The 26,147-nt window shown below is 64.4% G+C and carries 24 protein-coding genes; 5 read left to right on the forward strand and 19 right to left on the reverse strand.

Annotated elements, in window-relative coordinates:
- Nucleotides 1-115 precede the first annotated feature (115 nt).
- From JQ553_RS27930 to JQ553_RS27940, 3 genes are all read right to left on the reverse strand, one after another.
- Nucleotides 116-2,869, reverse strand: coding sequence for a calcium-binding protein (locus JQ553_RS27930; RefSeq protein WP_212503262.1), 2,754 nt, complete (start codon nucleotides 2,867-2,869; stop codon nucleotides 116-118).
- 201 nt (nucleotides 2,870-3,070) lie between these two features.
- Nucleotides 3,071-3,781, reverse strand: a complete 711-nt coding sequence (locus JQ553_RS27935; protein ID WP_249144630.1) for a hypothetical protein — start codon at nucleotides 3,779-3,781, stop codon at nucleotides 3,071-3,073.
- Between the two features lie 90 nt (nucleotides 3,782-3,871).
- Entirely contained in the window at nucleotides 3,872-4,708 is an 837-nt protein-coding gene (locus tag JQ553_RS27940; RefSeq protein ID WP_212503263.1) for a metal-dependent phosphohydrolase, read from the reverse strand.
- Nucleotides 4,709-4,938: 230 nt separating this feature from the next.
- On the opposite strand from JQ553_RS27940, the gene JQ553_RS27945 reads away from it, so the two are divergent.
- From JQ553_RS27945 to JQ553_RS27955, 3 genes are all read left to right on the forward strand, one after another.
- Nucleotides 4,939-5,154, forward strand: coding sequence for a hypothetical protein (locus tag JQ553_RS27945; RefSeq protein ID WP_212503264.1), 216 nt, complete (start codon nucleotides 4,939-4,941; stop codon nucleotides 5,152-5,154).
- Between the two features lie 161 nt (nucleotides 5,155-5,315).
- Nucleotides 5,316-6,104 carry an ATP-binding cassette domain-containing protein gene (locus JQ553_RS27950; RefSeq protein ID WP_212503265.1) on the forward strand — a complete coding sequence of 263 codons (789 nt, stop codon included), beginning with the start codon at nucleotides 5,316-5,318 and terminating at the stop codon, nucleotides 6,102-6,104.
- Nucleotides 6,101-7,657, forward strand: coding sequence for an ABC transporter permease/substrate-binding protein (locus JQ553_RS27955; RefSeq protein WP_212503266.1), 1,557 nt, complete (start codon nucleotides 6,101-6,103; stop codon nucleotides 7,655-7,657). The genes JQ553_RS27950 and JQ553_RS27955 overlap by 4 nt, the downstream gene beginning before the upstream one ends.
- Before the next feature lie 50 nt (nucleotides 7,658-7,707).
- Here JQ553_RS27955 and JQ553_RS27960 read toward each other — a convergent pair whose 3' ends face one another.
- A complete protein-coding gene (locus JQ553_RS27960) occupies nucleotides 7,708-9,420 on the reverse strand; it encodes a sulfatase-like hydrolase/transferase (protein ID WP_212503267.1) in 1,713 nt (570 codons plus the stop codon).
- A gap of 415 nt (nucleotides 9,421-9,835) precedes the next feature.
- Here JQ553_RS27960 and JQ553_RS27965 point away from each other — a divergent pair, with 415 nt between their 5' ends.
- Nucleotides 9,836-10,942: a DUF2336 domain-containing protein gene (locus JQ553_RS27965; RefSeq protein ID WP_212503268.1), complete on the forward strand. Its 1,107-nt coding sequence runs from the start codon at nucleotides 9,836-9,838 to the stop codon at nucleotides 10,940-10,942.
- Between the two features lie 128 nt (nucleotides 10,943-11,070).
- Here the strand turns inward: JQ553_RS27965 and ilvC are convergent, their stop codons facing one another.
- The 8 genes from ilvC to miaA all read right to left on the reverse strand — a co-directional run bounded on the left by ilvC (nucleotide 11,071) and on the right by miaA (nucleotide 19,124).
- Entirely contained in the window at nucleotides 11,071-12,090 is a 1,020-nt protein-coding gene (ilvC, locus tag JQ553_RS27970) for a ketol-acid reductoisomerase (protein WP_212503269.1), read from the reverse strand.
- Nucleotides 12,091-12,240: 150 nt separating this feature from the next.
- Complete coding sequence (locus tag JQ553_RS27975) at nucleotides 12,241-12,852, reverse strand: LysE family translocator (RefSeq protein WP_212503270.1); 612 nt, start codon at nucleotides 12,850-12,852, stop codon at nucleotides 12,241-12,243.
- Between the two features lie 6 nt (nucleotides 12,853-12,858).
- Nucleotides 12,859-13,737, reverse strand: a complete 879-nt coding sequence (locus tag JQ553_RS27980; protein WP_212503271.1) for an EamA family transporter — start codon at nucleotides 13,735-13,737, stop codon at nucleotides 12,859-12,861.
- Nucleotides 13,738-13,839: 102 nt separating this feature from the next.
- Nucleotides 13,840-14,523, reverse strand: coding sequence for a class I SAM-dependent methyltransferase (locus JQ553_RS27985; RefSeq protein WP_212503272.1), 684 nt, complete (start codon nucleotides 14,521-14,523; stop codon nucleotides 13,840-13,842).
- Between the two features lie 3 nt (nucleotides 14,524-14,526).
- On the reverse strand, nucleotides 14,527-15,069 hold the full coding sequence (ilvN, locus tag JQ553_RS27990; RefSeq protein ID WP_212503273.1) for an acetolactate synthase small subunit: 543 nt from the start codon (nucleotides 15,067-15,069) through the stop codon (nucleotides 14,527-14,529).
- Nucleotides 15,070-15,087: 18 nt separating this feature from the next.
- A complete protein-coding gene (locus JQ553_RS27995) occupies nucleotides 15,088-16,071 on the reverse strand; it encodes a threonine dehydratase (RefSeq protein ID WP_212503274.1) in 984 nt (327 codons plus the stop codon).
- A gap of 14 nt (nucleotides 16,072-16,085) precedes the next feature.
- Nucleotides 16,086-17,861: an acetolactate synthase 3 large subunit gene (locus JQ553_RS28000; RefSeq protein ID WP_212503275.1), complete on the reverse strand. Its 1,776-nt coding sequence runs from the start codon at nucleotides 17,859-17,861 to the stop codon at nucleotides 16,086-16,088.
- A gap of 342 nt (nucleotides 17,862-18,203) precedes the next feature.
- Nucleotides 18,204-19,124, reverse strand: a complete 921-nt coding sequence (gene miaA / locus JQ553_RS28005; RefSeq protein WP_212503276.1) for a tRNA (adenosine(37)-N6)-dimethylallyltransferase MiaA — start codon at nucleotides 19,122-19,124, stop codon at nucleotides 18,204-18,206.
- Between miaA and serB the strand changes: the two genes are divergently transcribed.
- Entirely contained in the window at nucleotides 19,123-20,016 is an 894-nt protein-coding gene (serB, locus tag JQ553_RS28010) for a phosphoserine phosphatase SerB (protein WP_212503277.1), read from the forward strand. The two genes, miaA and serB, sit on opposite strands and share 2 nt — an antisense overlap.
- A gap of 45 nt (nucleotides 20,017-20,061) precedes the next feature.
- Here serB and JQ553_RS28015 read toward each other — a convergent pair whose 3' ends face one another.
- The 7 genes from JQ553_RS28015 to JQ553_RS28045 all read right to left on the reverse strand — a co-directional run bounded on the left by JQ553_RS28015 (nucleotide 20,062) and on the right by JQ553_RS28045 (nucleotide 26,020).
- Nucleotides 20,062-21,588, reverse strand: a complete 1,527-nt coding sequence (locus JQ553_RS28015) for a Do family serine endopeptidase (RefSeq protein ID WP_212503278.1) — start codon at nucleotides 21,586-21,588, stop codon at nucleotides 20,062-20,064.
- 166 nt (nucleotides 21,589-21,754) lie between these two features.
- Complete coding sequence (locus tag JQ553_RS28020; RefSeq protein WP_212503447.1) at nucleotides 21,755-21,955, reverse strand: DUF2065 domain-containing protein; 201 nt, start codon at nucleotides 21,953-21,955, stop codon at nucleotides 21,755-21,757.
- A gap of 81 nt (nucleotides 21,956-22,036) precedes the next feature.
- A complete protein-coding gene (gene hflC, locus JQ553_RS28025) occupies nucleotides 22,037-22,939 on the reverse strand; it encodes a protease modulator HflC (protein WP_212503279.1) in 903 nt (300 codons plus the stop codon).
- The gene (gene hflK / locus JQ553_RS28030; protein WP_212503280.1) at nucleotides 22,936-24,075 is read right to left on the reverse strand and encodes an FtsH protease activity modulator HflK; all 1,140 of its coding nucleotides are present in this window, start codon (nucleotides 24,073-24,075) and stop codon (nucleotides 22,936-22,938) included. The genes hflC and hflK overlap by 4 nt, the downstream gene beginning before the upstream one ends.
- A 145-nt stretch (nucleotides 24,076-24,220) precedes the next feature.
- Nucleotides 24,221-24,733 carry a dihydrofolate reductase gene (locus JQ553_RS28035; protein WP_212503281.1) on the reverse strand — a complete coding sequence of 171 codons (513 nt, stop codon included), beginning with the start codon at nucleotides 24,731-24,733 and terminating at the stop codon, nucleotides 24,221-24,223.
- A complete protein-coding gene (locus tag JQ553_RS28040) occupies nucleotides 24,733-25,218 on the reverse strand; it encodes a GNAT family N-acetyltransferase (protein ID WP_212503282.1) in 486 nt (161 codons plus the stop codon). Before JQ553_RS28040 ends, JQ553_RS28035 begins: the two co-directional genes overlap by 1 nt.
- A gap of 7 nt (nucleotides 25,219-25,225) precedes the next feature.
- Nucleotides 25,226-26,020 (reverse strand): thymidylate synthase, encoded by a 795-nt coding sequence (locus JQ553_RS28045; RefSeq protein WP_212503283.1) that lies wholly within the window; start codon nucleotides 26,018-26,020, stop codon nucleotides 25,226-25,228.
- Between the last annotated feature and the right edge of the window lie 127 nt (nucleotides 26,021-26,147).

Genomic DNA, 26,147 nt, shown 5'->3' on the forward strand with positions numbered 1-26,147 from the left:
CACGCGCGTGTTCCCCTTTTGGTTCGCGGGATGGCTTAGCGGTTATGCGCGGCGAGTTCAACGCGGCGGGCCCGGTGCGGGAGGACGCGCTTGCCCTCCCGCGACCGGCGTTAGATTAGACGAGAAGCCCGTTGGTCGCGTGCGCGTAGGCCTGCCACTGCTGATCAAGCACGATGGTCTCGTGGCTGCCGTTGTTCTGGCTGATATCCAGCACCAGATCGTTGAGGCCGCCGCGATGGGCGGCGACATCGGCGGACCCCTTGATCAGGTCGGCAAGAGCCGCCATCGAATTCACCACCACGCCGGACCCCCCGCCCTCGCCGGTATCGAGCACCGTCGCGGGATGGGCGCCATTGGACGCGAAGGTGCCGGCCTCGTAGTCGTAGAACACCAGGCTGTCGCCCTTGGCGAAGTTGAGGTCGAACACGGTATCGGTCGCGCGCTGACCCGCGCTTTGGTCGGTGCCGTTGAAGCGGAACTGGTCGGCTCCGACGCCGGCGTACAACAGATCGCTGCCGCCACCGCCATTGAGCACGTCGGAATGCAGGCCGCCGATCAGCACGTCGTTGCCGCCCTTGCCGTCGAGGAAGCTGCCCACCGCGCTGAACAAATTCGCGATCAGCAGATTGCTGCCGCTGGTGCCCGGAACCAGATTGTCCGAGACCACGGTGACGCTGGTGCCGCCGTGACCGTCCGACGCAAGCTGGAAGTTCAGCCCGGAGGCGTAAGCATGCGAATCCAGTTGCAGCGAGATCGAGCCGGAGTTGCCACCGGTGATGGTGAGCACGTTATCGGCCGACAGCGTCGCATGCGTCGCCTTGCCAATGCCGGCAAGATCGATAGTGTCGCCAACGGCAAAGCCTTCGATCGTGTTGGCAAGATGGCCGTGATCCAGCGCCGCCTTGTCGATGCGAAGCGTCTGCGCGCCGGCCTCGAAGGTGATGGCCCCGGTACCGGCCGCGCCCAGCGACGCGAGCTCAAGCGTGCCAGCATGCAGGCTCGTGCCGCCGCCATAGCTGTTCGACTGGGTCAACACGGTGGTGCCGCTGCCGGCTTGGTCGAACCCGCCCTCGCCTGAAATGACCGAGTTGAACACGAAGGTGTCGGAGTGGCTGACGCCCAGCACGCCGTTGTCGGCGATCGCACCGGTGAGGGAACCGGCCGCGCCGAGCGTCAGCCGCGCGCCTGCCTCGATCGTGATGCCGGATGCAAAGCTTTCGGCGTCGGCGACCGTCCAGTTGCCGCCCTGCACGTTAAGCACCTCGAAATTGGCGACATGCGCCAGCGTACCCGCGCCGGCGCCAAGCAGGTTAAACGTGTCGATGCCGTCGCCACCGTCGATCGCCGCCGTGAACACCGAGCCCGCATAGTCGTTCAGCGTGTCGTTGCCGCCACCCATGCCGATGCTGCCGTCGATCGTACCCTTGTTGGTGATGGTGTCGGCTAGGATATCGGTGATCGAGATCGCCTCGCCGTTGCCGCCGCGGATCAGGCCTTCGTTGTAGATCGTGGTCGCAGCGAAGGCGTTGCCGAGATTGCTGTCGTCAACGGTGATGGCGCGTTCGACGCTGTCGAGCGTGCCGTAATTGGTGATGCTGCCGCCACCGACCGTGACCGCTTCGACAAGAATGCCGTCGGTGTGGCCGGTCGCGGTGATGGTCCCGCGGTTGGTCAAGGCGATCAGACCGTCGACATCGATACCGTCGCCATCGCCGATGCCATCGGCATGGCCGGTGATGAAACCGGCATTGACGATGGTGGTCGTTGAGGTGCTGGCGGTATCGAGGTTGATGCCGGCGCCGGCGTCGCCGATGATGCTGCCGCCGAGGTCGTTGGTCACGGTCACCGGCTGGTCGCCGGTGATGCCGTGACGAGCACCCTCGATCAGGCCGCCATCGTGATTGTTGACAACCCCACCGGCATTGCCCTGGAAGTCGATGCCGTCATTGCCGGTGCTGCCCGGCGCGCTGTGGCTGAGAATGCGCCCGGAATTGTCGATCACCATGTTGACGCCGCCGCGGATCGCATCGGCGTCCGCCGCCTGGATCAGGCCGGTGGACCCATTGGTCAGATGGACCGTGCCGGTCGCCGACACCAGATCGGCGAAGTCGATCGCCTGCCCGTTGCTTGCACCCGTACCGGTCGACTGGATCGTTCCGGAATTGTCGAGCGTCACGACATAGGCCGCATTGAGCGGCAAGGTGCTCGCGGTGATGCGGACGGTATCAGCCTGCGACTGGATGACGCCGTGCTGCTGGTTGGTCAGCGTGAACGACGCGAGGTTGGCGAGGCTCGAGGTGTTGAGGTTGATGCCCCGGCTTGCGGACGCCGTGGCGTCGATCAGCCCGTCATTGGTGATCGTGGTGGTGCCCGCCCCCGGCCGGATCGCGTCGTCTCCGCTGGCTCCGATGACCGCGCCAGCATGATTGATGATGTTGATGACCGCGGTGGCCGAGGTGATCGATGCGAAGTCCAGCGCCTGGCCGCTGGCATGCGCGACGATGTTGTTGGAGGCGTCGAGCGCGCCGGAGACGATATAGCCGGAATTGTCGACCGCGATCGTCCCGTTCGAGACATTGGTGTTGACGCGGAATGCGTCGTTGCTCGACGCGACCAGCTTGGCGCCGGCTTCGTTGATCAGCCTGAAGCTGCCGGTCGAGAACGAACCCGACGTGTCGATGCCACGGGTGGCGGCACTGATGGTGCCGGCATTGTCAATGACGACGCCGGGGGTGGTCGACCCGCCGGTCCAGGTAATGTCAGTCGTAGCGGAGAGGACGCCGCCCGCCTCGATCGTGCCGGTATCGTTGCCGCCAACAGTCTGACCGGACGCGACCGTAGAACCGCTTGCCACGGTGAAAGTAGACATGCCCCCTCCAATGTGTCTGAAAATGACGCTGACCAGCGCCGGGAAATTCGCGAGTCGAGCCGCGACCGGTACCGGGTGTGCGTGACGGTGCGATGACGCGCGAGCGCCGACGCCTTGGATGCTAGCCCGGTTAATAACGCCGGTGGTGGGTCCGGCGCTTCACCGGGTCCTCTTTGCTGGTTGGATCGCGATCAGGTGGCGCTATTGGCGGTCGGCCGCGGGCTTGTCATCGTCTTCGCCCAAACAGCGGATGACGAAGGCCGGCGTGTCGCGCGGCAGGATTCGCGCCGCACGCGCCTTGAGGCGGCACTCCAGTTGCGCCATCAGACGGGCCTTGCGGTTCTCGCTCGGCAGCGAGGTCTGCCGCAAGCGACGCAACGTCATCGGCGAACCGTCCGACTCGAAGTTCAGTTCGTATCGCCTGCCGAGCAGATCGGTTGCGCCGCAGGATATGCTCGATATCTGCCGCGTCACAAAGCTTCCGACCTGGCGGCACGAGCCGGTCGACATCTCCACCAGCGGCACCGGCAGGCCGTCGACCCTCGGGCGGTCTCGGGATTTGAGCAGCATGCGGTCGACCGAGAGTTCGAAGAGATTGTCCCCGACCCGCTCGGCGTTCTCGCCGGAGAACGAGACGATGTGGCTGGTGTCGGCGGGGTCGTTGAGCACGACGGTGAACTCCGAACGGCCGCGCTGGTTGTGGAAGTAGGCGACCGCCCTGCACGTATAGCTGCGTCCGGCGATGTTGAGGTGGCTGCAGGTACCGGACATCAGTGCATAAAGGTCGACGTCGTAGACCGGCTCGGCAGCGGCGGACAGGGGCCAGCAGCCGAACGCGATTGCGAGCAGCCGTGCGGCGCAGGATGCGAGCGTGCGGGATCGACTGGTGACGCGATCGATGGGCGGGCGCATGGCCCAAGGTCGCCGATTTCGATCGACTGCGCAACAATTGACGCAGGGGTGAAGGCTCCGCCCCACAGCACGTGGATTGCGTGGATCTCCTCAGATCTGCGGTCCGGACAGCGTGACTTCGCGCTCGGCGCGAAACACATTGCTGTAGAGGTTCGCAATCCACTGTCGACCGCTCGCCGTCATGTTGAGGTAGCCGATCGCGCTCTGGATGTGTGGCGCCACCATGTTCCAGTAGAACTGGGGATAACGGTCGACGATATCGGCCGGCGAATCATAGCCGAGCTGGCGATTGATCCCGACCTCCTCGAACTCGTGATAGAGAGCATTGGCCTTCCTGATGTAGTTGGGATCGCCGAGTTGGCCGATGAAATCCGCCGCACGGACGATCGCCGCCTCATCATCATATTCCTGACCTTCATTCGCGGGGAAGCGCGTGCCCTCGATGTTGCGCGCGACCCGCTCGCGGTCGAGCGGGAGCACCTTCGCCAGCCGGTCCATAACGTAGAGCTTCGACCGATCGACATGGTAGGGCATCAGGCCAGCGTCCGACGAGCCGCGCGGCAATGCCACCTTCTTGCCGGTCGCGTCGATGACGTAGCCATCCGGACCGTCGCCCCTCAAGAGGCCGCGCACGTAACCGATGTCATGGGTCAGGCAGGCGATGATCGTATGCGTGTAGTCCTCGGCGGTGACATGGGTATGCAGCGCGCGGCCGCGGATGAGGTCGTGCCCCGCCAGCGTGACGAGCATCGTATGCTCGACGTTGTGGTAGAGCGCATCGCTGTTGCCGATGCATTCCAGCGCGATACGCGCGGCGGCCGGGAGGAGTTCCCCAAAGCGCGCCTGCTCAGCCCCGAACGTGCGATCCACATGCGCCGCGAGAAACTTCTCCAAGGCATTTGCTGCCAACTCAGGTAACGTCATCATCGCTGCTGCCCCGGCCCGTGCAACGCTCCTCGCCCGCCCTCAATCTTACGTCGTTGTGAAAACTATAGCGCATCTGTCGCCGGGCGGCTACGCGCCGCACGCCGCGGCCTCCTCGGCCGGCCGTATTTTTCCGGGATTGCTCACCGCGACGCCGATGGCGGTGATGATGGCACGAACCCTGCATGAGTGAGTCGTGTCAGACCGGGTATCCCCTACCAGCAAAGGCCGTCATGCTCGTTACTCTTGTCGCCATCCTCTGCAACGCCCAGCTCTGCATGGAGAAGGTCGTCACCACCAGCGATCAATCCGGCATTACCATGAACGCCTGCGCGGTGAACGGGCAAATCGGTATCGCCGACTGGCTCGCCAAGGGGCCATATCACGCCTGGAAACTGCAGCGCTACAAATGCGTCGTGGGCAAATACGTGCCCAAGAACCAGGTGTGACCCGTTCGCTGCCCGACCGGTGCAGGGTCGCGGCTTCGTGATTATCTGACACGGAACAGCCCGAGAACCGAGGCGGCGAACGCGCCTTTCGGCTCGAGTCAAGGTCCCATTTATGGGCTATCACTGTCGTTCATGATGGTGAGGCTTGAGGTTGCTCCGCGATGCCAGTAACGCCGCTGATCGCCTATGTGCATGTCGGCAAGAGTTTTGACGGCGGCCGCGTGGTGGCGGTCGACGATGTCTCGCTCGAAGTGGCCGAGGGCGAATTTGTGGCTGTCGTCGGCGGGTCGGGCTCGGGCAAGACCACGCTGCTCAGACTCGCCAACCGCCTGATCGAAGCCGACCGCGGCCGCATCGCGGTCGAGGGCGAAGATGTCAGCCGCATCGATCCGATCCTGCTCCGCCGACGCATCGGTTACGTCTTTCAGAGCGGCGGGCTGTTTCCGCACCTTTCCGTTGCCGCCAATATCGGCATCACGCCGAGCCTTTTGGGCTGGCCGCAGGCGGAGATCGCCAAACGGGTCGATGACTTGCTCGACCTCGTGCGGCTCGACCGCGCGCAATATCGCGAGCGCCTGCCGCACGAACTCTCCGGCGGACAGCGCCAGCGCGTCGGCGTGGCGCGCGCACTTGCCGCGAGGCCGCGCATCGTGCTGATGGACGAGCCGTTCGGCGCGCTCGATCCCCTCACCCGCGACGCGCTCGGCGAAGACTACCGCGCCCTGCACCGCGAGCTCGGCCTCACCACCGTCATGATCACTCATGACATGACGGAGGCAATCCTGCTCGCCGATCGCGTCGCGGTGATGCGCTCCGGCAGGCTGCTCGCTGAGGGCACGCCGGCCGAGCTTTCAACCAGCGCCGATGCTTACGTCGGCGAGCTCCTGCGCACGCCGCGGCGGCAGGCGGAGCGGCTCGGCGCGCTGCTGCCACGGGACGGCGCGGCATGAGCCTCTTCAACGATCCGCGCTGGACCGAGGCGCTCACGCATCTGCCGGATTACCTCGGCAACCACGTGCGTGTGAGCGTCGCCGCGCTGGCCCTCGGGCTTGCAGTCAGCCTGCCGCTTGCGATCGTTGCCCGCGACAAGCCGCTGTTGCGGGGGACGCTGCTTGGCCTTGCGAGCATCGTGCAGACGGTGCCGGGCCTCGCGCTGCTCGCGCTGTTCTATCCGCTCTTGCTGGCACTCGCCGCGTTGACGCTGAGCTGGTTCGGCGTCGGCTTTTCCGCCTTCGGCTTTCTGCCTGCGGTGCTGGCGCTCGCGCTCTATTCGATGCTGCCGGTGCTGCGCAATACCATCACCGGGCTGCTGGGCGTCGATGCCGCGATCGTGGAGGCGGCGCAGGGCGTCGGCATGACGCCGCGGCAATCGCTCTTCACCGTCGAGCTGCCGCTGGCGCTGCCTGTGATGATGGCGGGCATCCGCACTGCCGCGGTGTGGGTGATCGGCACCGCGACGCTGTCGACTCCGATCGGCCAGACCAGCCTCGGCAACTACATCTTTGCGGGGTTGCAGACCCAGAACTGGGTGTTCGTGCTGTTCGGGTGCATCGCCGCCGCCGTGCTCGCGCTCACCGTCGACCAGTTGCTGGCGCTGATCGAGAACGGCCTGCGCAACCGCAGCCGCGTCCGCGCCGCGCTCGGCGGGCTCGGCCTCGCCGCGCTGATCGCGGCCACGCTCGTGCCGTCCGCGCGCTCGCAATCGAGCTATGCCGTCGGCGCCAAGACCTTTACCGAGCAATATGTGCTGTCGTCGCTGATCGCGCAGCGGCTGCAGGCGGCGGGATTGTCCGCGACGATCCGCGCCGGGCTCGGCTCAAACGTGATCTTCGACGCGCTTGTCGCCGGCGATATCGATGTCTACGTCGACTATTCCGGTACGCTTTGGATCAACCAGTTCCACCACACCGACAACAAGCCCCGCACCGAACTGCTGGCCGATCTGAAGGCCACACTTGCGAAGCAGGACATCACGCTGTTCGGCGAACTCGGCTTCGAGAACGCCTATGCGCTGGTCATGACGCGCAAGCGCGCCGACGAGCTCGGCATCCGCTCGATCTCCGATCTCGCCGCCCGGGCGCCGAACATGTCGATCGCCGGCGACTACGAAATCTTCTCGCGGCCGGAATGGGCTGGGATCCAGAAGACCTACGGCCTGTCGTTCCGCTCGCAGCGGCAGATGCAGCCGGATTTCATGTATGCTGCGGTCGCCTCCGGTGAGGTCGACGTCATCGCCGGCTACACCAGCGACGGACTGATTGCGAAATACGACCTGGTGATGCTTCAGGACAACAAGCACGCCATTCCTCCCTATGATGCGGTGTTGCTGTTGTCGCCAAAACGCAAGGACGACCAGAAGTTGAAGGCCGCGTTGCAACCGCTCGCCGGCAAGATCGACATCGCGGCGATGCGCGAGGCGAATCTGCGCGCGTCGGGCAACGATGCGTCATCGTCCCCGGACGCGGTGGCGCGCTGGCTGTGGGACAAGGTCGGAGGAAAGTAGGATACGTCGCGATCATTGCGACCAGGGAGGCCGATGAAGCAATCCCCGGCTTACAGCCCCTTGATCATCCCGGCATCGATCAAGAGACGATTGAAGCGGCGGGCTTCGGCGCCATCCCTGCAAGCATAGAACAGGCCGTTGCAGCGCAGCATGATGGCCTTTTGCTCCTCGAATGACGGATCGAGCGGGATGCCCGCGGCCTCCTGGATCACCAGCGGCAGATAGGCCGCGTCGATCGTCTGCATGACCGTGGGACTCTTCACCGGCTCGAAATTGATGGCGTCGATCGCGTAATACGTCGCGTAATAGCGCGGGTCGTAGTCCATCAGCCGCTTGCCTATGCCGGCCTCGTCGAGCTCGGGGTCGAGCAGTTGCGGCGAGAATTCCGGCTGATGATCACCGTACCGCACGATCAGGAACGGCTGCGCCGGAAACCTTTTCTTGAGCGCCGCTACAAAGCCGGCATAGTCGTTGGCGCTCATCGTCTGCCGGCGCAGATACTCGTCGATCGACGACGCGTTGCCCGGCCTCTTCCAGGACGGCAGCAGGTCCGGCCGGAATTTCGTCTCCCACGGGAAATGGTTGGCGGCGAGATAGACGAAGGTGAACAGCGGCGAGACAGGCGTGTTGTGCTCCGCCATCAGGCGCAGCGCCTTGCCGTAGAAGAAGTCGTCAGGCTCCACATCCTTGGCGTGCAGATCATGCGCGTCATAGAAGTGCTGGATGCCGGTGGTGGCCTGGAAGCTGCGCGCGCTCATGAAGGCGCCGAACGCCGGATAGAGCGACAGCGTCGTATAACCGCAGCGGCGCAGCGCGAGCGGCAAGCCGCGTTCGACGCGGCCCGAGGCGATGCGGGTGACGAAATAGGCGAAACGGCCGAACGAGCGCGACGACAGGCCGGCCAGCACGTTGTACTCGGTGAACCAGCTCGGTCCGCCATTGCTCTCGGCGAGGAAGATCCGCTCCACCCCGTCATAGGACTTGAACTGGCTGCCGTAGCCCGGCGGCACCTTCACACCACGGGCCTGGCGAATGTCGAAGCTGGACTCGTCGTGGATCATGATAATGTTCGGCCGCCGGCCGGCAGGATGGCAGGCATCGACCAGCGGCAGCTTCAGCCGCTCGTTGCCCGTTGCATCCGATTCCATGAAGCCGTGGTTGACGAAGTCGGAGAGCGCGACGATGCCGGAGCGCGCGAATTTCGACAGGTAGCCGTCGTCATAATAGCCGCGCCAGGCCTCGTCCGGCCAGGTGAAGGCGTAGGCCGAAAGCGCCGCTGCGCAGGCAAGGCAGGCCGCGGCGGCCGGCAGGCGGCGAATGCGGAACGGATCCAGCCACCACAGCGCATACATCAGGGGCAGTGTGACGAGGCCGGCGCCGATGATCGACCAGCGCAAGTCGGGGAAGATCGTGAGCAGGAAGGTCGCGGTGTCGCGGTCGATCACCATCAGGTCGACGAAGTTCGCCGTCATCTGCACGACGTCGTGCTTGAATCGCGACAGCAGCACCAGCACCATGACCAGCGTCAGCGACAGCGCGCCCGACAGCGCCGGCCGCCGCAGCAGCGCGACGAAGAGAAAGTTGAGAATCCCCCAGGTGAGCAGGAAGCAGGTTCGCGATCCGAAATCAGTCTCGGTCCGCAGCATCAGGATCAGCGCGCCGAGATGCGGCGCTGCGACCGCCATCAACCGCCAGAGGCCAATGGCGCCCAGGCCGCCGCTCAGCGCGGTGACCGAGGAATTCTGATTTGGCGCGGGCGCCATGGGTGAGACGCAATACAACCCGGCGCAATACGGGGGCCTTGGCTGGCAACGGCCAGGAGGCGCACGGCACAGCCGGAGCCCGCGACGTGTCACAAAAACGTAATCGAATCGTCATGAACGCGCAATGAATTACCGGCTCCTGCGGCAAGAGGGCATGGGTTGGCGGATCGATTTTGTTGTCGCTGCCGCTTCTTTGGGCGCCTCCGAGATCGGCCGAACGCCTCGAAGGCACAAATCGTCGCGCATTGGGGCCAATTGCATTGGCGTGCATGGGGTCCCGGTAACCATGATTGGTGGCTTCCCGTTAAGGATGCGCTGCACCCGTCATTCTACGGGCTTGCGGCTTAACGCAGGCGTAAGGCGGGCGCTGCATCCTGCGCGTGGGTGTCATTCAACAAACAACAGGCTGCCCCTCATGGTGCAACAGCCGGCGTATTCCATCATTGCCGAGCTCGAAGATGCTGTCCGCGAAGGATCCGCCGCGAAGCGCGTGCAGACGCTGCGGCGGGTGACCGACCTGTTCCTGAACGACGGCGACCGCCTCAGCGAGGAACAGGTCAAGGTCTTCGACGACGTGCTTTGCCTCCTGATCGCGCGCGTCGAGTCGCGGGCCCGCGCCGAGCTCAGCAAGCGCCTTGCGCCGCTCGACTATGCTCCGTTCGAGGTGATCCAATATCTCGCCTGGGACGATGACATCTCGGTCGCCGGCGATGTGTTGACCCATTCGAGCCGGCTCAGCGCCGAAGCCCTGGTCGAGATTGCCAGCACCAAGGGACAGGACCATCTGTTCGCGATCGCAGCGAGAGACAATCTGCCCGAATCCGTCACCGATGTGATCATCGATCGCGGCCAGGACAAGGTGGTCCGCCGACTTGCCAAGAACGCGAGCGCGCGCTTCTCCGACGAAGGGTATTCCAACATCGTCGCCCGCGCCGAGGGCGACGATGAACTGGTCGAAATCCTCGGACTGCGGATCGATCTTCCGGTCAAGCTCTTGCGCGAGCTGCTGCGCCGAGCCAAGGACGCGGTGCGCGCCCGCCTGCTCGCGATCGCGCCGCCGGCCGTGCGCGAGGAGATACAGAAGGTGCTCAACGACATCGCCAGCGAGGGCAACGGCGCCCCGCGCCGCAACTACGGCGTCGCCGAAGAACTCGTCAAGCTGATGAAGCAACTGAACGAGCTCGACGATGCGGCGGTCTTCAAGTTCGCCGAAGCCAACAAGTTCGACGAGGTCACGGTTGCGCTCGCTGTCCTCAACGACATGCCGATCGCCGTCATCGAGCGGCTGATGCTCGGTCACCGCTCCGACCTGATCCTGATCCCCTGCCGCTCCGCGCGGCTCAACTGGCCTACGGTCGAGACCATCCTGCGCAAGCGGCCACTGCCGCACCCGCTCGACGAGGCGACGCTGGAGGTCGCGCAACGGGATTACCGCCGGCTCTCGCTGCAGACGGCGCAGCGCACCCTGCGGTTCTGGCAGCTGCACAACCGGATCGAGAAGCAGCCGACGGCGGTCGAATAGCCGATCCGGCGTTTCGCACCGTCGCAGACGAAATGGGGGGCAACGCGTCGCGGCGCCGCTGCCCGCCATAAAACACCATGCTCGCAACGGTGGGCACGCTGGCGCATTGCCCACCTACGAGTCCAGTCTTAGTTCTTGCTCTTGTCGACCAGCGCGCCCTTCTTGATCCAGGGCATCATGTCGCGGAGCTTGGCGCCGACCTCCTCGATCGGATGCTGGGCGAGCTTGGCGCGCGTCGCCTTGAACGAGGTCTGGTTGACCTTGTTCTCCAGCATCCAGTCGCGAGCGAACTTGCCGGACTGGATGTCGTTGAGCACGCGCTTCATCTCCTTCTTGGTTTCGTCGGTGACGATGCGCGGGCCGGTGACGTACTCACCGTATTCGGCGGTGTTGGAGATCGAGTAGTTCATGTTGGCGATGCCGCCTTCATAGATCAGATCGACGATCAACTTCACCTCGTGCAGGCACTCGAAATAAGCCATCTCGGGTGCGTAGCCGGCCTCGACCAGCGTTTCGTAGCCGCCCTTGATCAGCTCGACCAGGCCGCCGCAGAGCACCACCTGTTCGCCGAACAGATCGGTCTCGCATTCTTCCTTGAACGTGGTCTCGATGATGCCGGCGCGGCCGCCGCCGATCGCCGAGGCGTAGCTCAAGCCGAGGTCATGTGCGTTGCCCGAGACGTCCTTGGCGATCGCGATCAGGCAGGGCACGCCGCCGCCGCGCTGATACTCCGAACGCACGGTGTGGCCGGGGCCCTTCGGTGCGATCATCAGCACGTCGAGGTCGGCGCGCGGATCGAGCAGGTTGAAGTGCACGTTGAGGCCGTGCGCGAACACCAGTGCCGCGCCCTTCTTCATGTTGTCGTGAAGGTGCTCGCGATAGATGTCGCCCTGCAGTTCGTCCGGGGTCAGCATCATGACGAGGTCGGCCCATTTGGCGGCCTCGGCGACCTCGAGCACCTTGAAGCCGGCGGCCTCTGCCTTCTTGGCCGAGGCCGAGCCCTTGCGCAGCGCAATCGCGACCTCCTTGACGCCCGAGTCCTTCAGATTGAGCGCATGAGCATGACCCTGGCTGCCATAGCCGACGATGGCGACCTTCTTGCCCTTGATCAGGTTCAGGTCAGCATCGCGATCGTAGTAAACTCTCATCGTGGTTCCTCGTTTCAATGGGGGCCAAATCGGCCGATGGATCAGGCATTCAGTGCGGACAAAGCCGCCGGGCGCCCGCAAATTTCCGGCGTTGTCTAGAGCATTTTCCGCCTCAGGGGAAACCCTCATCTCGCATGGCGCAGTGCGGCATCATGCGTCCATGAAGACCGGGTAGAGCGAGGCCAGAAGCAGGATCGCCATCACCACGTTGAACGCCTTGATCGCCCGCGGCGAGGTCAGGATCGGCCGCAGCGCGGTGCCGAACAATGCCCATGCGGTGCAGGACAAGGTGCCCAGGATCAGGCTCAAACTGATCTGGATCGCGATGTTCCAGGGGAAGGCTGCAATCGCCGCATAGGCGGTGATGGTGCCGATCACCATCACCCAGCCCTTGGCGTTGATCCACTGGAACATGGCGGCGCCCCAGAAGGTCATGGGGCCGCGGCCGGGAGTTGTTTCCTTCCGGTCGGCGTTCGGCGGCTCCGCCATCGCGATCGCGGCAGCGAGATAGACCAGATAGGCCACGCCCGCATATTTGAGGATGGTCTGCAGCACCGGATAGGCGATGAAGACAGTGCCGAGCCCGACGCCGACCGCGCCGATCATGAAGGCAAAGCCAACCGTGATGCCGGCGATATGAGGGACGGTGCGGCGGAAGCCGTAGGTCAGGCCCGACGACAGCAGCATGATGTTGTTCGGACCAGGCGTGAAGAACATCACCACGGCGAACACGACGAAAGCCAGCATCAATGAATGCGACATGTGCCCTCACCCGACCTTCGGCATGGTTTTCGGCCGCTTCGACAACAGCATCACGGCAATGCCGCCAATGACGGTGATCATGCCGGCGAGGCGCAGCGACCCGAACCTCTCGCCGAACACGATGCTCGACGCCGCTGAGCCGACGAACGGCACCAGCAGCGCAAACGGCACCACCTGCGCCGCCGGATAGTCCCGCAACAGCCGTCCCCACAGCCAGTAGGCGATGCTGGTCGAGACGGCGCCGACGAACAGCATGGAGACGATGCCGGTCGGCGACATCTGCGACAGCGACTGCCACACCGGCTTCGCTCCAAGGGTGAGCAGCGACAGAACGAGCAACGGGACCGCTGAGCAAAGGCAAAGCCACGCGAACAGATCGAACATCGGCGCACCTTGCGCCGGCCGCAGCAGCAGGTTCCCGATCGCGAACGAGACCGGCGAGATCATCAGGATGGCAAAGGCCGTGATGCTGAAGTCATAGCCCACCGTGCCGCAGATCATCAGAAGTCCGATCGCGGCAATAGCGATGCCGGCCGACTGCATTCGCGAAGGCAATTCGCCGAACAGGAGCGCGGCAAGACCGATGGTGAACAGAGCCTGGCTCTGCACGATCACGCTGGTAAGGCCAACCGGCACGCCATGCGCAATTGCAATCGACTGCGCCAGGAACTGGCCCAGAAACAGCGTGAAGCTGATGGCGATCAGCAGCGGCCAGGACACCTGTCTCGGCTTGCGCAGAATCAGGCACGGCAGGGCCGCAATGGCGAAACGCAAGGCGGTCATCAATTCGGGCGGCAGTTCGTCGAGCGCGAGCCGGCTCGCAACGAACGCAAGTCCCCAGATCGCTGCGACCATGACCGCGATGCAGACGTCGGCCGGCTTCATTGTCCTGGCTCTTCGTTGGCGTGGCTCTTCGTTTCCGGCTCGGTTCTTGCTGAGCATGATCCTGTCGACATCAGTCGCCGCGGATCGCGCTGTCTTGTTGTTCTAGCCCTTCGGCTTGCGCAGGAGATAGGTGCCGTGAAGCGGGGCGTGATAATCGGCCGAGACCAGCGTGAAGCCGACCTCGGTCAGCATGCGCTCCATCACCCAGCCGAAAGTGGAGTATTCGTCACGCATGTGGGTCATCACGCTTTCGCGCTCGAAATCGTGATTCTTGATCGAGAAGTCGGCCCAGCCCTCGACGTCGCGCTCGACGCCGTCGGGCATGCTGACGAACACCATGTCGCGCAGATAGAAGTTCGCACCCGGCTTCAGCGCGTTGAAGATCCGCGACATCGCCACCGCCTTCCAGAAGTCTGGCAGATGGTGCAGCGTGAATTCGCTGACGATGAGGTCATAGGAGTTCGGCTGGTAGGCGAAGCTGAGCAGGCCCGCCGGCTGTGTGCGGATGCGCGCCTTGCGGTCGCGGGCGTAGATGTCGGCGAGCCCGAGCATTGCCGGCGAAATGTCTATTGCGTCGACCTCGGCGCCCATCAGCGCCGCCTCGGTCGCGAGCACGCCGTTGCCGCAGCCGATGTCGGCGACCCGCCAACCCGGCTTGACCCCCAGCATGGTCAACGCGTGGCGGGCGCGGAGATCGCTGTCGTCGTGATTGTCATAGATCGAAGCGACCGCGGTATCGAGACCGACCTGCCGCCGTTGCGTATAGTACCAGTCGCGCGCCAACATGATTCACATCCCTTCCGGCCCGCGCCCAATCGCGGCCACCCCAGTTCGTGAGACTTCGACCAGGCCGAGCGGACGCATCAGGTCGATGAATTGATTGATCTTGGCAGAATTGCCCGTGATCTCGAACACAAAGCTCTCGGTCGTAGCATCGATCACCCGCGCCCGGAACGCGTCCGCCAGCCGGAGCGCCTCGACGCGGTTGTCGCCGCCGCCCTTCACCTTGACCATCGCCAGCTCCCGTTCGATCGAGCGGCCGGTCAACGTCATGTCGACCACGCGGTAGACCGGGATCATACGGTCGAGCTGGTTCTTGATCTGCTGAATCACCATCGGCGTGCCCGTGGTAACGATGGTGATGCGCGAGAGATGTTTCTGGCTCTCGGTCTCCGACACCGTGAGACTATCGATGTTGTAGCCGCGGCCGGAGAACAGCCCGATCACACGGGCGAGCACGCCGGGCTCGTTCTGCACGAGCACGGATAGCGTATGCGTCTCGGTCGGATCCTGGCGCTCTTCCAGGAAGTAGGCGGATGCGGGCTGGTTCATTGTCGTCCCCTCTAATCGTCACGCCACCGCCCGTTGGGCGGATGGTGCGTCCGTCCCGACCCAACGGCGGAACAGATCGAAATCGATGTTGCCGCCGCTCAGGATCAGGCCGACGCGCTTGCCGGCGAGACTTGCTTTTTCCTGCAGCGCGGCCGCGAGCGGCGCGGCGCCTGCACCCTCGGCCAGATTGTGCGTGTCGGTCCAGAGCACGCGGATCGCGGAGGCGATCTCGTCGTCGGTGACCTGGACGACGCGCGAGGCGCCCTTCAGAATGATCGCGAGGGCCTCCGCGTCCGGGTTGCGGGTTGCCATGCCGTCGGCCAACGTGCTGCTGCTGTCGGTGTTCACCACGGTACGCGCGGCAAACGACAGCGCGTAGGACGGCGCCTCGGTCGACTGCACACCCACGATCTCCGTCTTCAGACCGAGCAGGTCACGCGCCATGATGCAGCCGCAGATGCCCGAGCCCTGCCCGATCGGCACGTAGAGCACGTCGAGGTCCGGCGCGCTCCTGAAGAGCTCGAGCGCGTAGGTCGCAACGCCCAGTACGAGATCCGGATGGAAAGACGGCACCATGTGGAGACCCGCAAACTGTGCGCGCCGCTCCGCCTCTTCCCGCGCCGCCTGGAAATCCTCGCCATGCTCGACCAGCTCGGCGCCGAATGCGCGCATCGCGCGGTTCTTCTCGACCGAATTGCCCCGCGGCACGTAGATCACCGCGGGCACGCCATGGCGGCTCGCAGCAAAGGCAAGGCTCTGGCCGTGGTTGCCGCGCGTCGCCGAGATGATCCCTGGCACATCCGGCCGCCCGCGCTTCAATCGCTCCAGATAAACCAGTCCACCACGCACCTTGAAGGCGCCGGTCGGCGTGTGGTTTTCATGCTTGACCACAACGCGGGTGCCGAGCCGCTCGGCCAGCAGCGGCCAGGCATGCGCCGGCGTCGGCGGCACCGCCTGGCCCACGATCTCGTGGGCGCGTTCGAGCTGTTCGAGGTCAAACATCTGCCCCTCTCACCTCACACCAGCGCCTTGCCGCCGGCGAAGGCGGTTGCGGTAGCCTCGTTGGTCGCCTCTTCCGGCAGCAGCATTTCGTTGTGCGCCTTGCCCGAGGGGATCATCGGGAAGCAGTTTTCGAGCGCCGCGACACGGCAATCGAACAGCACCGGGCGCTTGACCGAGATCATCTCCCTGATCGCGCCGTCGAGATCGGACGGCTTCGTCGCCTGCAGGCCGACGCAGCCGTAGGCATCGGCGAGCTTGACGAAGTCAGGCAGCGCCTCCGAATAGGAATGCGACAGGCGATTGCCGTGCAGAAGCTGCTGCCACTGCCGCACCATGCCCATGTACTGGTTATTCAGGATGAAGATCTTGATCGGCAGTTCGAACTGGACTGCCGTCGACATCTCCTGGATCGTCATCTGCACCGAGGCGTCGCCGGCGATGTCGATCACGAGGCTGTCGGGGTGCGCAACCTGCACGCCGAGCGCCGCCGGCAGGCCATAGCCCATCGTACCGAGACCGCCGGAGGTCATCCAGCGGTGCGGTTCCTCGAAGCCGAAGAACTGCGCGGCCCACATCTGGTGCTGGCCGACTTCGGTCGTGATGTAGGTGTCCCTGCCGCGGGTCAACTCGAACAGGCGCTGGATTGCGTATTGCGGCAGGATGACATCGTTGTTCTTCCTGTAGGCCAGCGAGTTGCGCGCGCGCCATTGCGCGATCTGCTGCCACCAGGCCCTGATGTCGGGCTTCTTCGCCTCCGCCTTGAACACCTGGAGGAGGTCGCCGATCACGTTGCCGGCGTCGCCGATGATCGGCACGTCGACGCGGATGTTCTTGTTGATCGAAGATGGATCGATATCGATGTGGATTTTTTTCGAGCCCGGCGAGAACGCGTCGGTGCGGCCGGTGATGCGGTCGTCGAACCGCGCGCCGACGCACAGCATGACGTCGCAATCATGCATCGTCATGTTGGCTTCGTAGGTGCCGTGCATGCCGAGCATGCCGAGCCAGTTCGGGCCCGAGGCCGGATAGGCGCCCAATCCCATCAGGGTCGACGTGATCGGAAAGCCCGTCGCCTCCACCAGTTCGCGCAGTAGCTTCGACGCTTCCGGGCCGGAATTGATGACGCCGCCGCCGGTGTAGATCACCGGGCGCTTCGCAGATGCGAGCATCGCGGCCGCCTTGCGGATCAGCGTGGCGTCGCCCTTCACGCGCGGCGTGTAGGAGACGTGAACGTCCGATTTGCGCGGCGGATGGTATGCGCCCGTCGCGAACTGCACGTCCTTCGGAACGTCGACCACGACGGGACCCGGGCGGCCGGTGGTTGCGACGTAGAAGGCTTCGTGCAGCACCTTGGCAAGGTCGTTGACGTTACGCACCAGCCAGTTGTGCTTGGTGGAGGGCCGCGTGATGCCGACCGTGTCGCATTCCTGGAACGCATCATTGCCGATCAGATGCGTCGGCACCTGGCCGGTGATGCAGACGAGCGGGATCGAATCCATCAGCGCGTCGGTCAGGGGTGTCACCATGTTGGTGGCGCCGGGACCTGACGTCACGAGCACCACGCCCGGCCTGCCGGTCGAGCGCGCATAACCCTCCGCGGCGTGGCCGGCGCCCTGCTCGTGGCGCACCAGGATGTGCTCGACCTCGCTCTGCTGGAAGATCTCGTCATAGATCGGAAGCACCGCGCCGCCGGGATACCCGAAAATGTGCTGCACGCCGTGATCGATGAGCGCGCGTACGATCATCGCGGCGCCGGTCATCTGATTTGGGTCGTGGCTCTTATCGGTCATGGCTCGCTCCGAATGCGCTGGTTTTTGCGCGGCTTCTCTTGGTTTCTTGCAGTTCTGGTTCGGGAAATAAAAAAGGGCCCCAGAGGCCCCATGCACACCGCCTGAATTTGGATGGCCGCTAGCCATCCCCGGCGGTGCGCCTGGGTACGACGGCGATAAGGAGTTTGGTAATAATGTTACGCATGAGGCGGCTCAGACTTCCCGAAGGTTGCGCGAAACATAACGGCCAAAGCCCGAATGTCAAGGCAAGGCAGCGATTTTCTCGATATTTGTAGCTTAACGGGGTTTCCGTCGCCCGGCGAGCGGTTTTGCGCCTGCAACAGCGCATGGCAGGTTAGCTCGTTACCCCACAAACCACGGCGTCGCCGCCTCGGGCGCGACCCAGGCGAATTCCGGCAGCTGGTGGCGGAACCAGGTGAACTGCCGCTTGGCGTAGTGACGGGTATCGGCCCGGCCGATCTCGGCGGCCTCCCCCCGGCTGATCTCGCCCTTCAGATGCCGCATCAGGGCCGGCACGCCATGGGCCTTCATGGCAGGCAGTAGCGGGTCGAGCTTCCGGGCCGCCAGAGCCTCGACCTCCTCCAGCGCGCCAGCGGCAAGCATCGCGTCGAACCGCGCGTCGATCCGGGCGTAGAGCTCATCTCGCTGCGGCGCGAGAAACAGCGCGGAAAATTCGCCCGGCGGCAGCAGCGGCGGCAGGCCGTCGCGATGCCAGTCGGGCAACGGACGGCCGGTGGCCTCCACCACTTCGAGCGCGCGCGCGATGCGGGTGCGGTCGCGCGGCTTCAGGCGCTCGGCCGACACCGGATCACGCTGCGCGAGCTCGGCATGCAGTGCCTCGACGCCGTCCTGCTCCAGCCGCGCGCGCACGCCCTCGCGCACCGCGGCAGGGATCGGCGGCACGGCCGACAGTCCGCGCGTGAGCGCCTTGAAGTAGAGGCCGGAGCCGCCGATGAAGATCGGCTGGCGGCCTTGGGTACGCGCGTCAGCGAGCGCCTTTGCGGCATCGGCGATCCAGGCGCCGGCCGAGAAATTCACGCTCGCATCGACATGACCGTAGAGGCGGTGCGGAACCAGAGCCTCCTCATTTTCGGTCGGGCGCGCGGTGATGATCCGTAGATCGCGATAGACCTGCATCGAGTCGGTGTTGATCACAACCCCGCCGGTTCGCTGCGCAAGCCCGAGCGCCAGGGCCGACTTGCCGCTGGCGGTCGGCCCTGCGATAAGCACAGCCTTGTCCAACGACCCCGAATTCGCCCGCATGTCCCTCGTCGCAACGCTCATTTGCAATCCCGCCAGCCCAGCGCTCGACTCTACCATTGTCGACGGCGCACGCGCCGCCCTGCCTTCGCCCGGCCCGGCGCGGTGGCTGTTCAACGAGGTGGCGGTCGATATTCCCTTTGAAAGCCGCGACGAAATCAAGACGATCGAAACCCGCCTGCGCCAGGCGCGCGGCGATCTGCCGATCGATGTTGTCGTGCAGCCTCAGGCGGCCCGGCGCAAGAAGCTTTTTCTGGCCGACATGGATTCCACCATGATCGGCCAGGAGTGCATCGACGAGCTCGCCGACTATGCTGGGCTGAAGCAGAAGGTCGCCGCGATCACCGAGCGCGCGATGCGCGGCGAGATCGAGTTCGAGTCGGCGCTGCGCGAGCGCGTGGCCCTGCTCAAGGGCATGCCGGTCAGCGTGGTCGACGAGGTGCTGGAGAAGCGCATCACGCCGACGCCGGGCGGCCGGGCGCTGGTCATGACCATGCGCGCCCACGGCGCTTATACCTGTCTGATCTCCGGCGGCTTCGCGCTGTTCAGCAACGTCGTTGCGGCCAGGATCGGCTTCCAGGAGAACCGCGCCAACCAGCTGAGGATCGAGGACGGCAAGCTGACCGGCGACGTCGTCGAGCCTATCCTCGGCCGGGCGACCAAGCTCGCCACGTTGGTCGAGTTGATGGAATCCTTCGACCTCGACGATATCGATACGCTGGTCATAGGCGACGGCGCCAATGACCTCGGCATGATCGAGGCCGCCGGACTCGGCGTCGCCTATCACGCCAAGCCCGCAGTGGCGGCGGCCGCCGCGGCGCGGATCGACCATAGCGACCTGACCGCGCTGCTCTATGCGCAGGGCTATCGGCGGGATGAGTTCGTGGAGGGGTGACTTGAGACGCCGTTTCGGCCTTCGCCGGGACGACGCATCACTCTTCTACTGGACGCTCAGCGCCACGAAACGCAGCTCACCTTCTCCATTGGAAACAAGCAGTAGCACCGACTTCTTGCCGTCCTTCTTGAGCTGGTCGACGCGCTTCTTGATGTCGGCGGCGCTGGCGACGGCCTCCTGCGCCACCTCGACGATCACGTCGCCGGCCGACAGCCGCTTCTCGGCGGCATCGGAGCCGCCGTCGACGCCGGTGACGATCACGCCCTTCACGCTGTCCTTGATCTTGTACTTGGTGCGCAGGTCCTTGCTCAGCGACGCCAGATCGAGGCCGAGCGCCTTCTGCGTCACCGGTTTCTCGGCCGGCTCATCCTTTGGCTTGGCGTTGACCTGCTGAACCTTGTCATTGTCCTCAAGGCGGCCGAGCGTGACCTTGCGCGTCTCCTCCGCGCCTTTACGAATGACGACGACCTCGACCTCCTTGCCGACCGCGGTGTCGGCAACGACGCGCGACAGATCCTTGGGGTCCTTTACGTCCCTGCCGTCGAACTTCACGACGACGTCTCCGGGCTCGATGCCGGCGGGCTTGGCCGGCCCCTTGTCGTCGACGCCGGCCACCAGCGCGCCGCGCGGCGGCTTGATGTTGAGGCTTTCGGCGATCTCATCGGTCACCTGCTGGATGCGCACGCCGAGCCAGCCACGGCGCAGTTCGCCGAACTTCTGTAACTGATCGACGACGCCTGCCACCGTCTTGGACGGCACGGCAAAGCCGAGCCCGATCGAGCCGCCGGTCGGCGAGATGATCAAGGTATTGACGCCGATCACCTCGCCATCGAGGTTGAATAGCGGACCGCCGGAATTGCCACGGTTGATGGCGGCGTCGGTCTGGATGTAGCTGTCATACGGGCCCTGGCTGATGTCGCGGTTCTTGGCCGAGACAATGCCCGCGGTGACCGTGCCGCCAAGGCTGAACGGGTTGCCGATCGCAACCACCCAGTCGCCGAGACGGATCTTGTCGCTGTCCCCGAACTTCACCGCTACAAGCGGCTTCGGCGGCTTGAATTTCAGCACCGCAAGGTCGGTCTTCTTGTCGACGCCGACCAACTCGGCCCTGACTTTTGTGCCATCATTGAGAATGACGTTGATCTCGTCGGCATCGGCAATGACGTGGTTATTGGTGACGACGATGCCGGACGTATCGACGATGAAGCCCGAGCCGAGCGAGTTGGTCTTGCGCGGCTGGAACTCGCCGCTCTTGTCGCCACCTTTGTCGCCACCCTTGCTGCCACCGGGTCCACGGCGGTTCTTGAAGAAGTCGTCGAAGAACTCCTCGAATGGCGAGCCCGGCGGCAATTGCGGCATCGCGCCGCCACCTTTGGCTTCCACCGTCTGCGATGTCGAGATGTTGACGACGGCGTCGATCACCTTCTCGGCGATGTCGGCGATGCCTTCGGGACCGCGCGCGAACGTCGGCGCCGAGCCCAGCACGCTCGCCGCAACGATCGAGATCGCGGCTCCCATCAAACGGAGGCGACGGCCCAAGGAACAGCCCAAGGCTGGTCTGGCAGCGGTCATATCAGCTTTTCTCCAGGCGAACGGATGAAAATCGTTAGCGGTACAGTGCGCCCGAACGGGCTCACGGCGCAAGCATTTCAGCCGGACATTTCGGCGAAAAACCGGTCGCGAAAAGTTCACGATCGCGTCCTTCCCGGCACGCTTTCTGCGCCGGAACCGGTCAAGGTCAGCGCCGCACCAGCCAGATCAACACGAGGCCGGCGATCGCCGAGCCGATGCCGACTGCACGCAGGATATTGTCGGGCGTCGCCAGCGCGCTTTTCATCGCCCGCCGCATCCAGGCCGGACTCGCCGCGAACATAACACCTTCAATCACGAACAGGATTCCCACACCGATGAGGAAGTCGGCGAACGCTATGGACCTCATCGGATGGCAGCCTCCCGCTTGCTTTTTCTTCTTGATTGATGGCGGCAACGCGTTGTTCCGCGTCGCCGCCATACGTCAACTTTAAGGCTTCGGCGCGGCGGCTGCCTCGGGCCGCTTACCGCTCGGATTGCCGAAATATCTGAAGAAGTCGGAGTCCGGCCGCAACAGGAAGCGCGTATCGCTCGAGCGCAGGCCGCTTTCATAGGCCGACATCGAACGATAGAAGGAGAAGAAGTCCTGGTCCTTGCCGTAGGCCTCGGCAAACAGGCGGTTGCGTTCGGCATCGCCAGCACCGCGGATCTGCTCGGAGGACGAGTTGGCCTCCGCGACGATCACCGTTGCCTCGCGATCCGCCCGGGAGCGGATCTCCTGCGCCTTCTGGCTGCCCTGGGCGCGGAATTCGGCGGCCTCGCGCTGTCGTTCGGTCTTCATACGGTCGTAGACGGCCTGGCTGTTCTGCTCCGGCAGATCGGCGCGGCGGATACGCACGTCGACGACCTCGATACCGTAACGGTCAGCTTCCCGGTCGAGTTGGCTGCGGATACGTGCCATCAGCGCTTCCCGTTCGTCGCGCACGATCTGGATAAAGGTCGCCTCGCCAAGCACGCGGCGCAGCGCAGCGTTGAGCAGCGTCGTCAACTGGATGTTGGCCGCCTGGATCGAGCCGACGCTCTGATAGAAGCGCAGCGCATTCTTGATGCGGTAGCGCGCAAAGGCGTCGACCACCAGTCGTCGCTGGTCGAAGGCAATCACTTCCTGCGAAGGGTTTTCCAGGTCGAGAATACGCTTGTCGATCGAGATCACGCTGTCAATGAAGGGCGCCTTGAAGTTCAGACCGGGCTCGGTCACGACACGGACGGGCTCGCCGAGCCGCACCACGAGCACCTGCTCGGTCTGCTGCACGGTGAACGTCGAGCTGTAGGCAACGATGACCAGAGCAAATAGGACGATCAGGGCGGCAATGCCGGTGACGGGGGACCTCATCGCGTAGCCCCCTGCTGCTGGCCGGTCGTGGCCGGCGCCGCCGGGCGCCGCGGTGTAAGCTCCCCGAGAGGCAGATAGGGCACGATGTTCTGGCCCTGGCCGCCGTCATAGACGAGCTTCTCGGAGCCGCCGAGCACGCGCTCCATGGTTTCCAGATAGATGCGTTCGCGCGTCACGTCGGGCGCCTTCTTGTATTCGTCATAGACCTTCAGGAAGCGCGCGCTCTGGCCCTTGGCCTCGGCAACCGCCTGCTCCTTGTAGCCTTCGGCCGCCTGCACGATCTGCGCGCCCCTGCCGCGCGCCTCGGGTATGACGCGATTGGCGTAGGTCTGTGCTTCGTTCTGGAGGCGCTGCAAATCCGCTTGCGCCGCCTGGACGTCGCGGAAAGCGTCGATTACCTGCGCCGGAGGATCGACCTTCTGCATCTGTACCTGGGTCACCTGGATGCCCGCGCCGTAGCTGTCCAGCGTCTTCTGCATCAGCTCCTGCACGGTGGATTCGGTCATGGTGCGGGCGCCGGTCAGGATCGGTTGGATTTCCGAGCGGCCGATCACCTCGCGCATCGCGCTCTCGGCAACCGCCTTCACGGTGCCCTCGGGGTTCTGGATATTGAAGAGGTAGTTGCCGACGCCGTCGGGCTTGATGCGCCACAACACGGTGAAGTCGACATCCACGATGTTCTCGTCGCCGGTCAGCATCAGGCTTTCCTCGGGCACGTCGCGCATGGTGCGGCCGCGCCTTGCCGGATCGTCGATCAGCGTCATGCCGATCGAAATTGTCGACACGCGCAGCGCCTTCGGCAGCAGCACGGTCTCGATCGGATACGGCAGGTGGTAGTTCAAGCCGGGCTGCACGGTACGCACGTGCTTGCCGAAGCGCAGCACGACGCCGAGTTCTTCCGATTGCACGCGGAAGAAGCCGGACAAGCCCCAGATCGCCAGCGCGCCGATCAGCACCAGCGCGATGCCCATGCCGCTGAAATGTCCGCCGGGCAACCACTGCTGCAGCCGGTCCTGGCCGCGACGCAGAAGGTCTTCAAGGTCCGGCGGCCTCGGCCCGACTGATTGCGGACCTGTGCCCCATGGTCCTTTCGGACCCGAACCCCACGGCCCCCCACCTTGATTCTTCCACGGCATCAAATGTTCTCCTCGCAAGTCCGGACCAGGATGCCCGGACTCCAATGTCCGGCCCGGTTATAGGGGACTGCCGGGGCCCTTACAACGCGGGCTTCCTGGCCGGACGAGCTATGCGCCGCGCCATATTTGTCAATGCTCACATTGGTTAACGTTTGGCGCGCCGACGATATGTCACATAGGAGAAGTCGGCTTTGTCGTCCGGACCGGCCGGATTCCGCACGCGCGCGACCTCTTCCCATTCCTTCGCATCGATTGCGGCAAAGCGTGTCTCGCCGTCAGGGCTGGCATGAACTTCGGTGATTTCGAGCCGATCGGCCACGCCCATCCACTGGGCATAGATCTCGGCGCCGCCGATGACGGCAATCTCAGTGGCGAAACGCCGCAGCGCGTCACCATACGCGACTGCGCGCGCACTTTCGAACGACGTCGTCACGATCGCGCCGCGGGCCCGGTAGTTCGGATCGCGCGTCACGACGATATTGGTCCGCCCCGGCAGCGGCCGGCGCAGGGATTCGAAGGTCTTGCGTCCCATCACCACCGGCTTGTTCAGCGTGATGGCCTTGAAGTGCTGCACGTCCGACTTCAGCCGCCAGGGAATTGTATTGTCGCGGCCGATCACGCCGTTCTCGGCGACCGCGACGACGAGCACGATTTCCATCACCGCGCTCCTTCTGCAAGCACCGCGAGCGCCGGACCCGAGACGCGGCAAATCGTCCATTCGTCCATCAGTTCGGCACCGAGCGATTTATAGAATGCGATCGACGGCGCGTTCCAGTCGAGCACCGCCCATTGCAGGCGCGACCAGCCATTGGCGACGCACTCTCTTGCCAGATGGACGAGCAGCGCCTTGCCGATGCCGTTGCCGCGCAGCGGCGGACGCACGAAGAGGTCTTCGAGGTAGATGCCATGGCGGCCGGCGAAGGTGGAGAAGTTGACGAACCAGACCGTGAAGCCAGCCGGCTCGCCGTTCCATTCGGCGATGTCGCAGTAAAGCCGCGGGTTCTCGCCGAACAGCGCGTCGGCGATATCAGCCTCGCTGGCCTGAACCTCGTGCAACAGCTTCTCGTAGTCGGCGAGTTCGCGGACCAGCGAAAACACCAGTCCGGCCTCATCGGACCGAGCGCGGCGGATGGCGAGAGACATCAGTCGCTCACACCGCGACCTCGGCCTTGATATGCGGGTGCGGATCGTAGCCTTCGAGTTTGAAATCTTCGTAGCGGAACCCGAAAATGTCTTTCACGTCGGGATTGATCGCCATCGTCGGCAGCGGCCGCGTCGGCCGCGTCAATTGCAGGCGCGCCTGCTCGAGATGGTTCGAATAGAGGTGCGCATCTCCGAGCGAATGCACGAAGTCGCCAGGCTTCAGGCCCGTCACCTGCGCGACCATCATTGTGAGCAGCGCATACGAGGCAATGTTGAAGGGCACGCCGAGGAACACGTCGCCGGAGCGCTGATAGAGCTGGCACGACAATTTGCCGTTCGCGACATAGAATTGGAACAGGCAGTGGCATGGCGGCAGCGCCATCTTGTCGACCTCGGCGGGATTCCAGGCGCTGACGATCAGCCGCCGCGAATCCGGGTTGCGCTTGATCATCTCGATCACGTTCGCGATCTGGTCGATGCTGCGCCCGTCCGGCGCGGGCCAGGAGCGCCATTGCGAGCCGTAGACCGGGCCGAGATCGCCATTGGCGTCGGCCCATTCGTCCCAGATCGTGACGCCGTTGTCGTTGAGGTATTTGATGTTGGTGTCGCCGGCCAGGAACCACAAAAGCTCATGCACGATCGCCTTCAGCGGCAGCCGCTTGGTGGTCAACATCGGAAAGCCGGCCGACAGGTTGAAGCGCATCTGGTGACCGAAGATCGACAACGTGCCGGTGCCGGTGCGGTCATGCTTCTCCGCGCCGTCGGCAAGAATGCGTTCGAGCAGATCGTGATATTGATTCATGGCGTCGTTTCGGTCCCTTCGGGAAACGGCGAATTTAGCGGCCGACGCCGCCGGTCGACACGCCGATTCGGCGCTGCGCACCGATTATACCCCGAAAAATGATCACGGAATCGCAAACGGCAAGGGG

The organism is Bradyrhizobium lablabi (assembly GCF_018131005.1).
Classification (GTDB): domain Bacteria; phylum Pseudomonadota; class Alphaproteobacteria; order Rhizobiales; family Xanthobacteraceae; genus Bradyrhizobium; species Bradyrhizobium lablabi_D.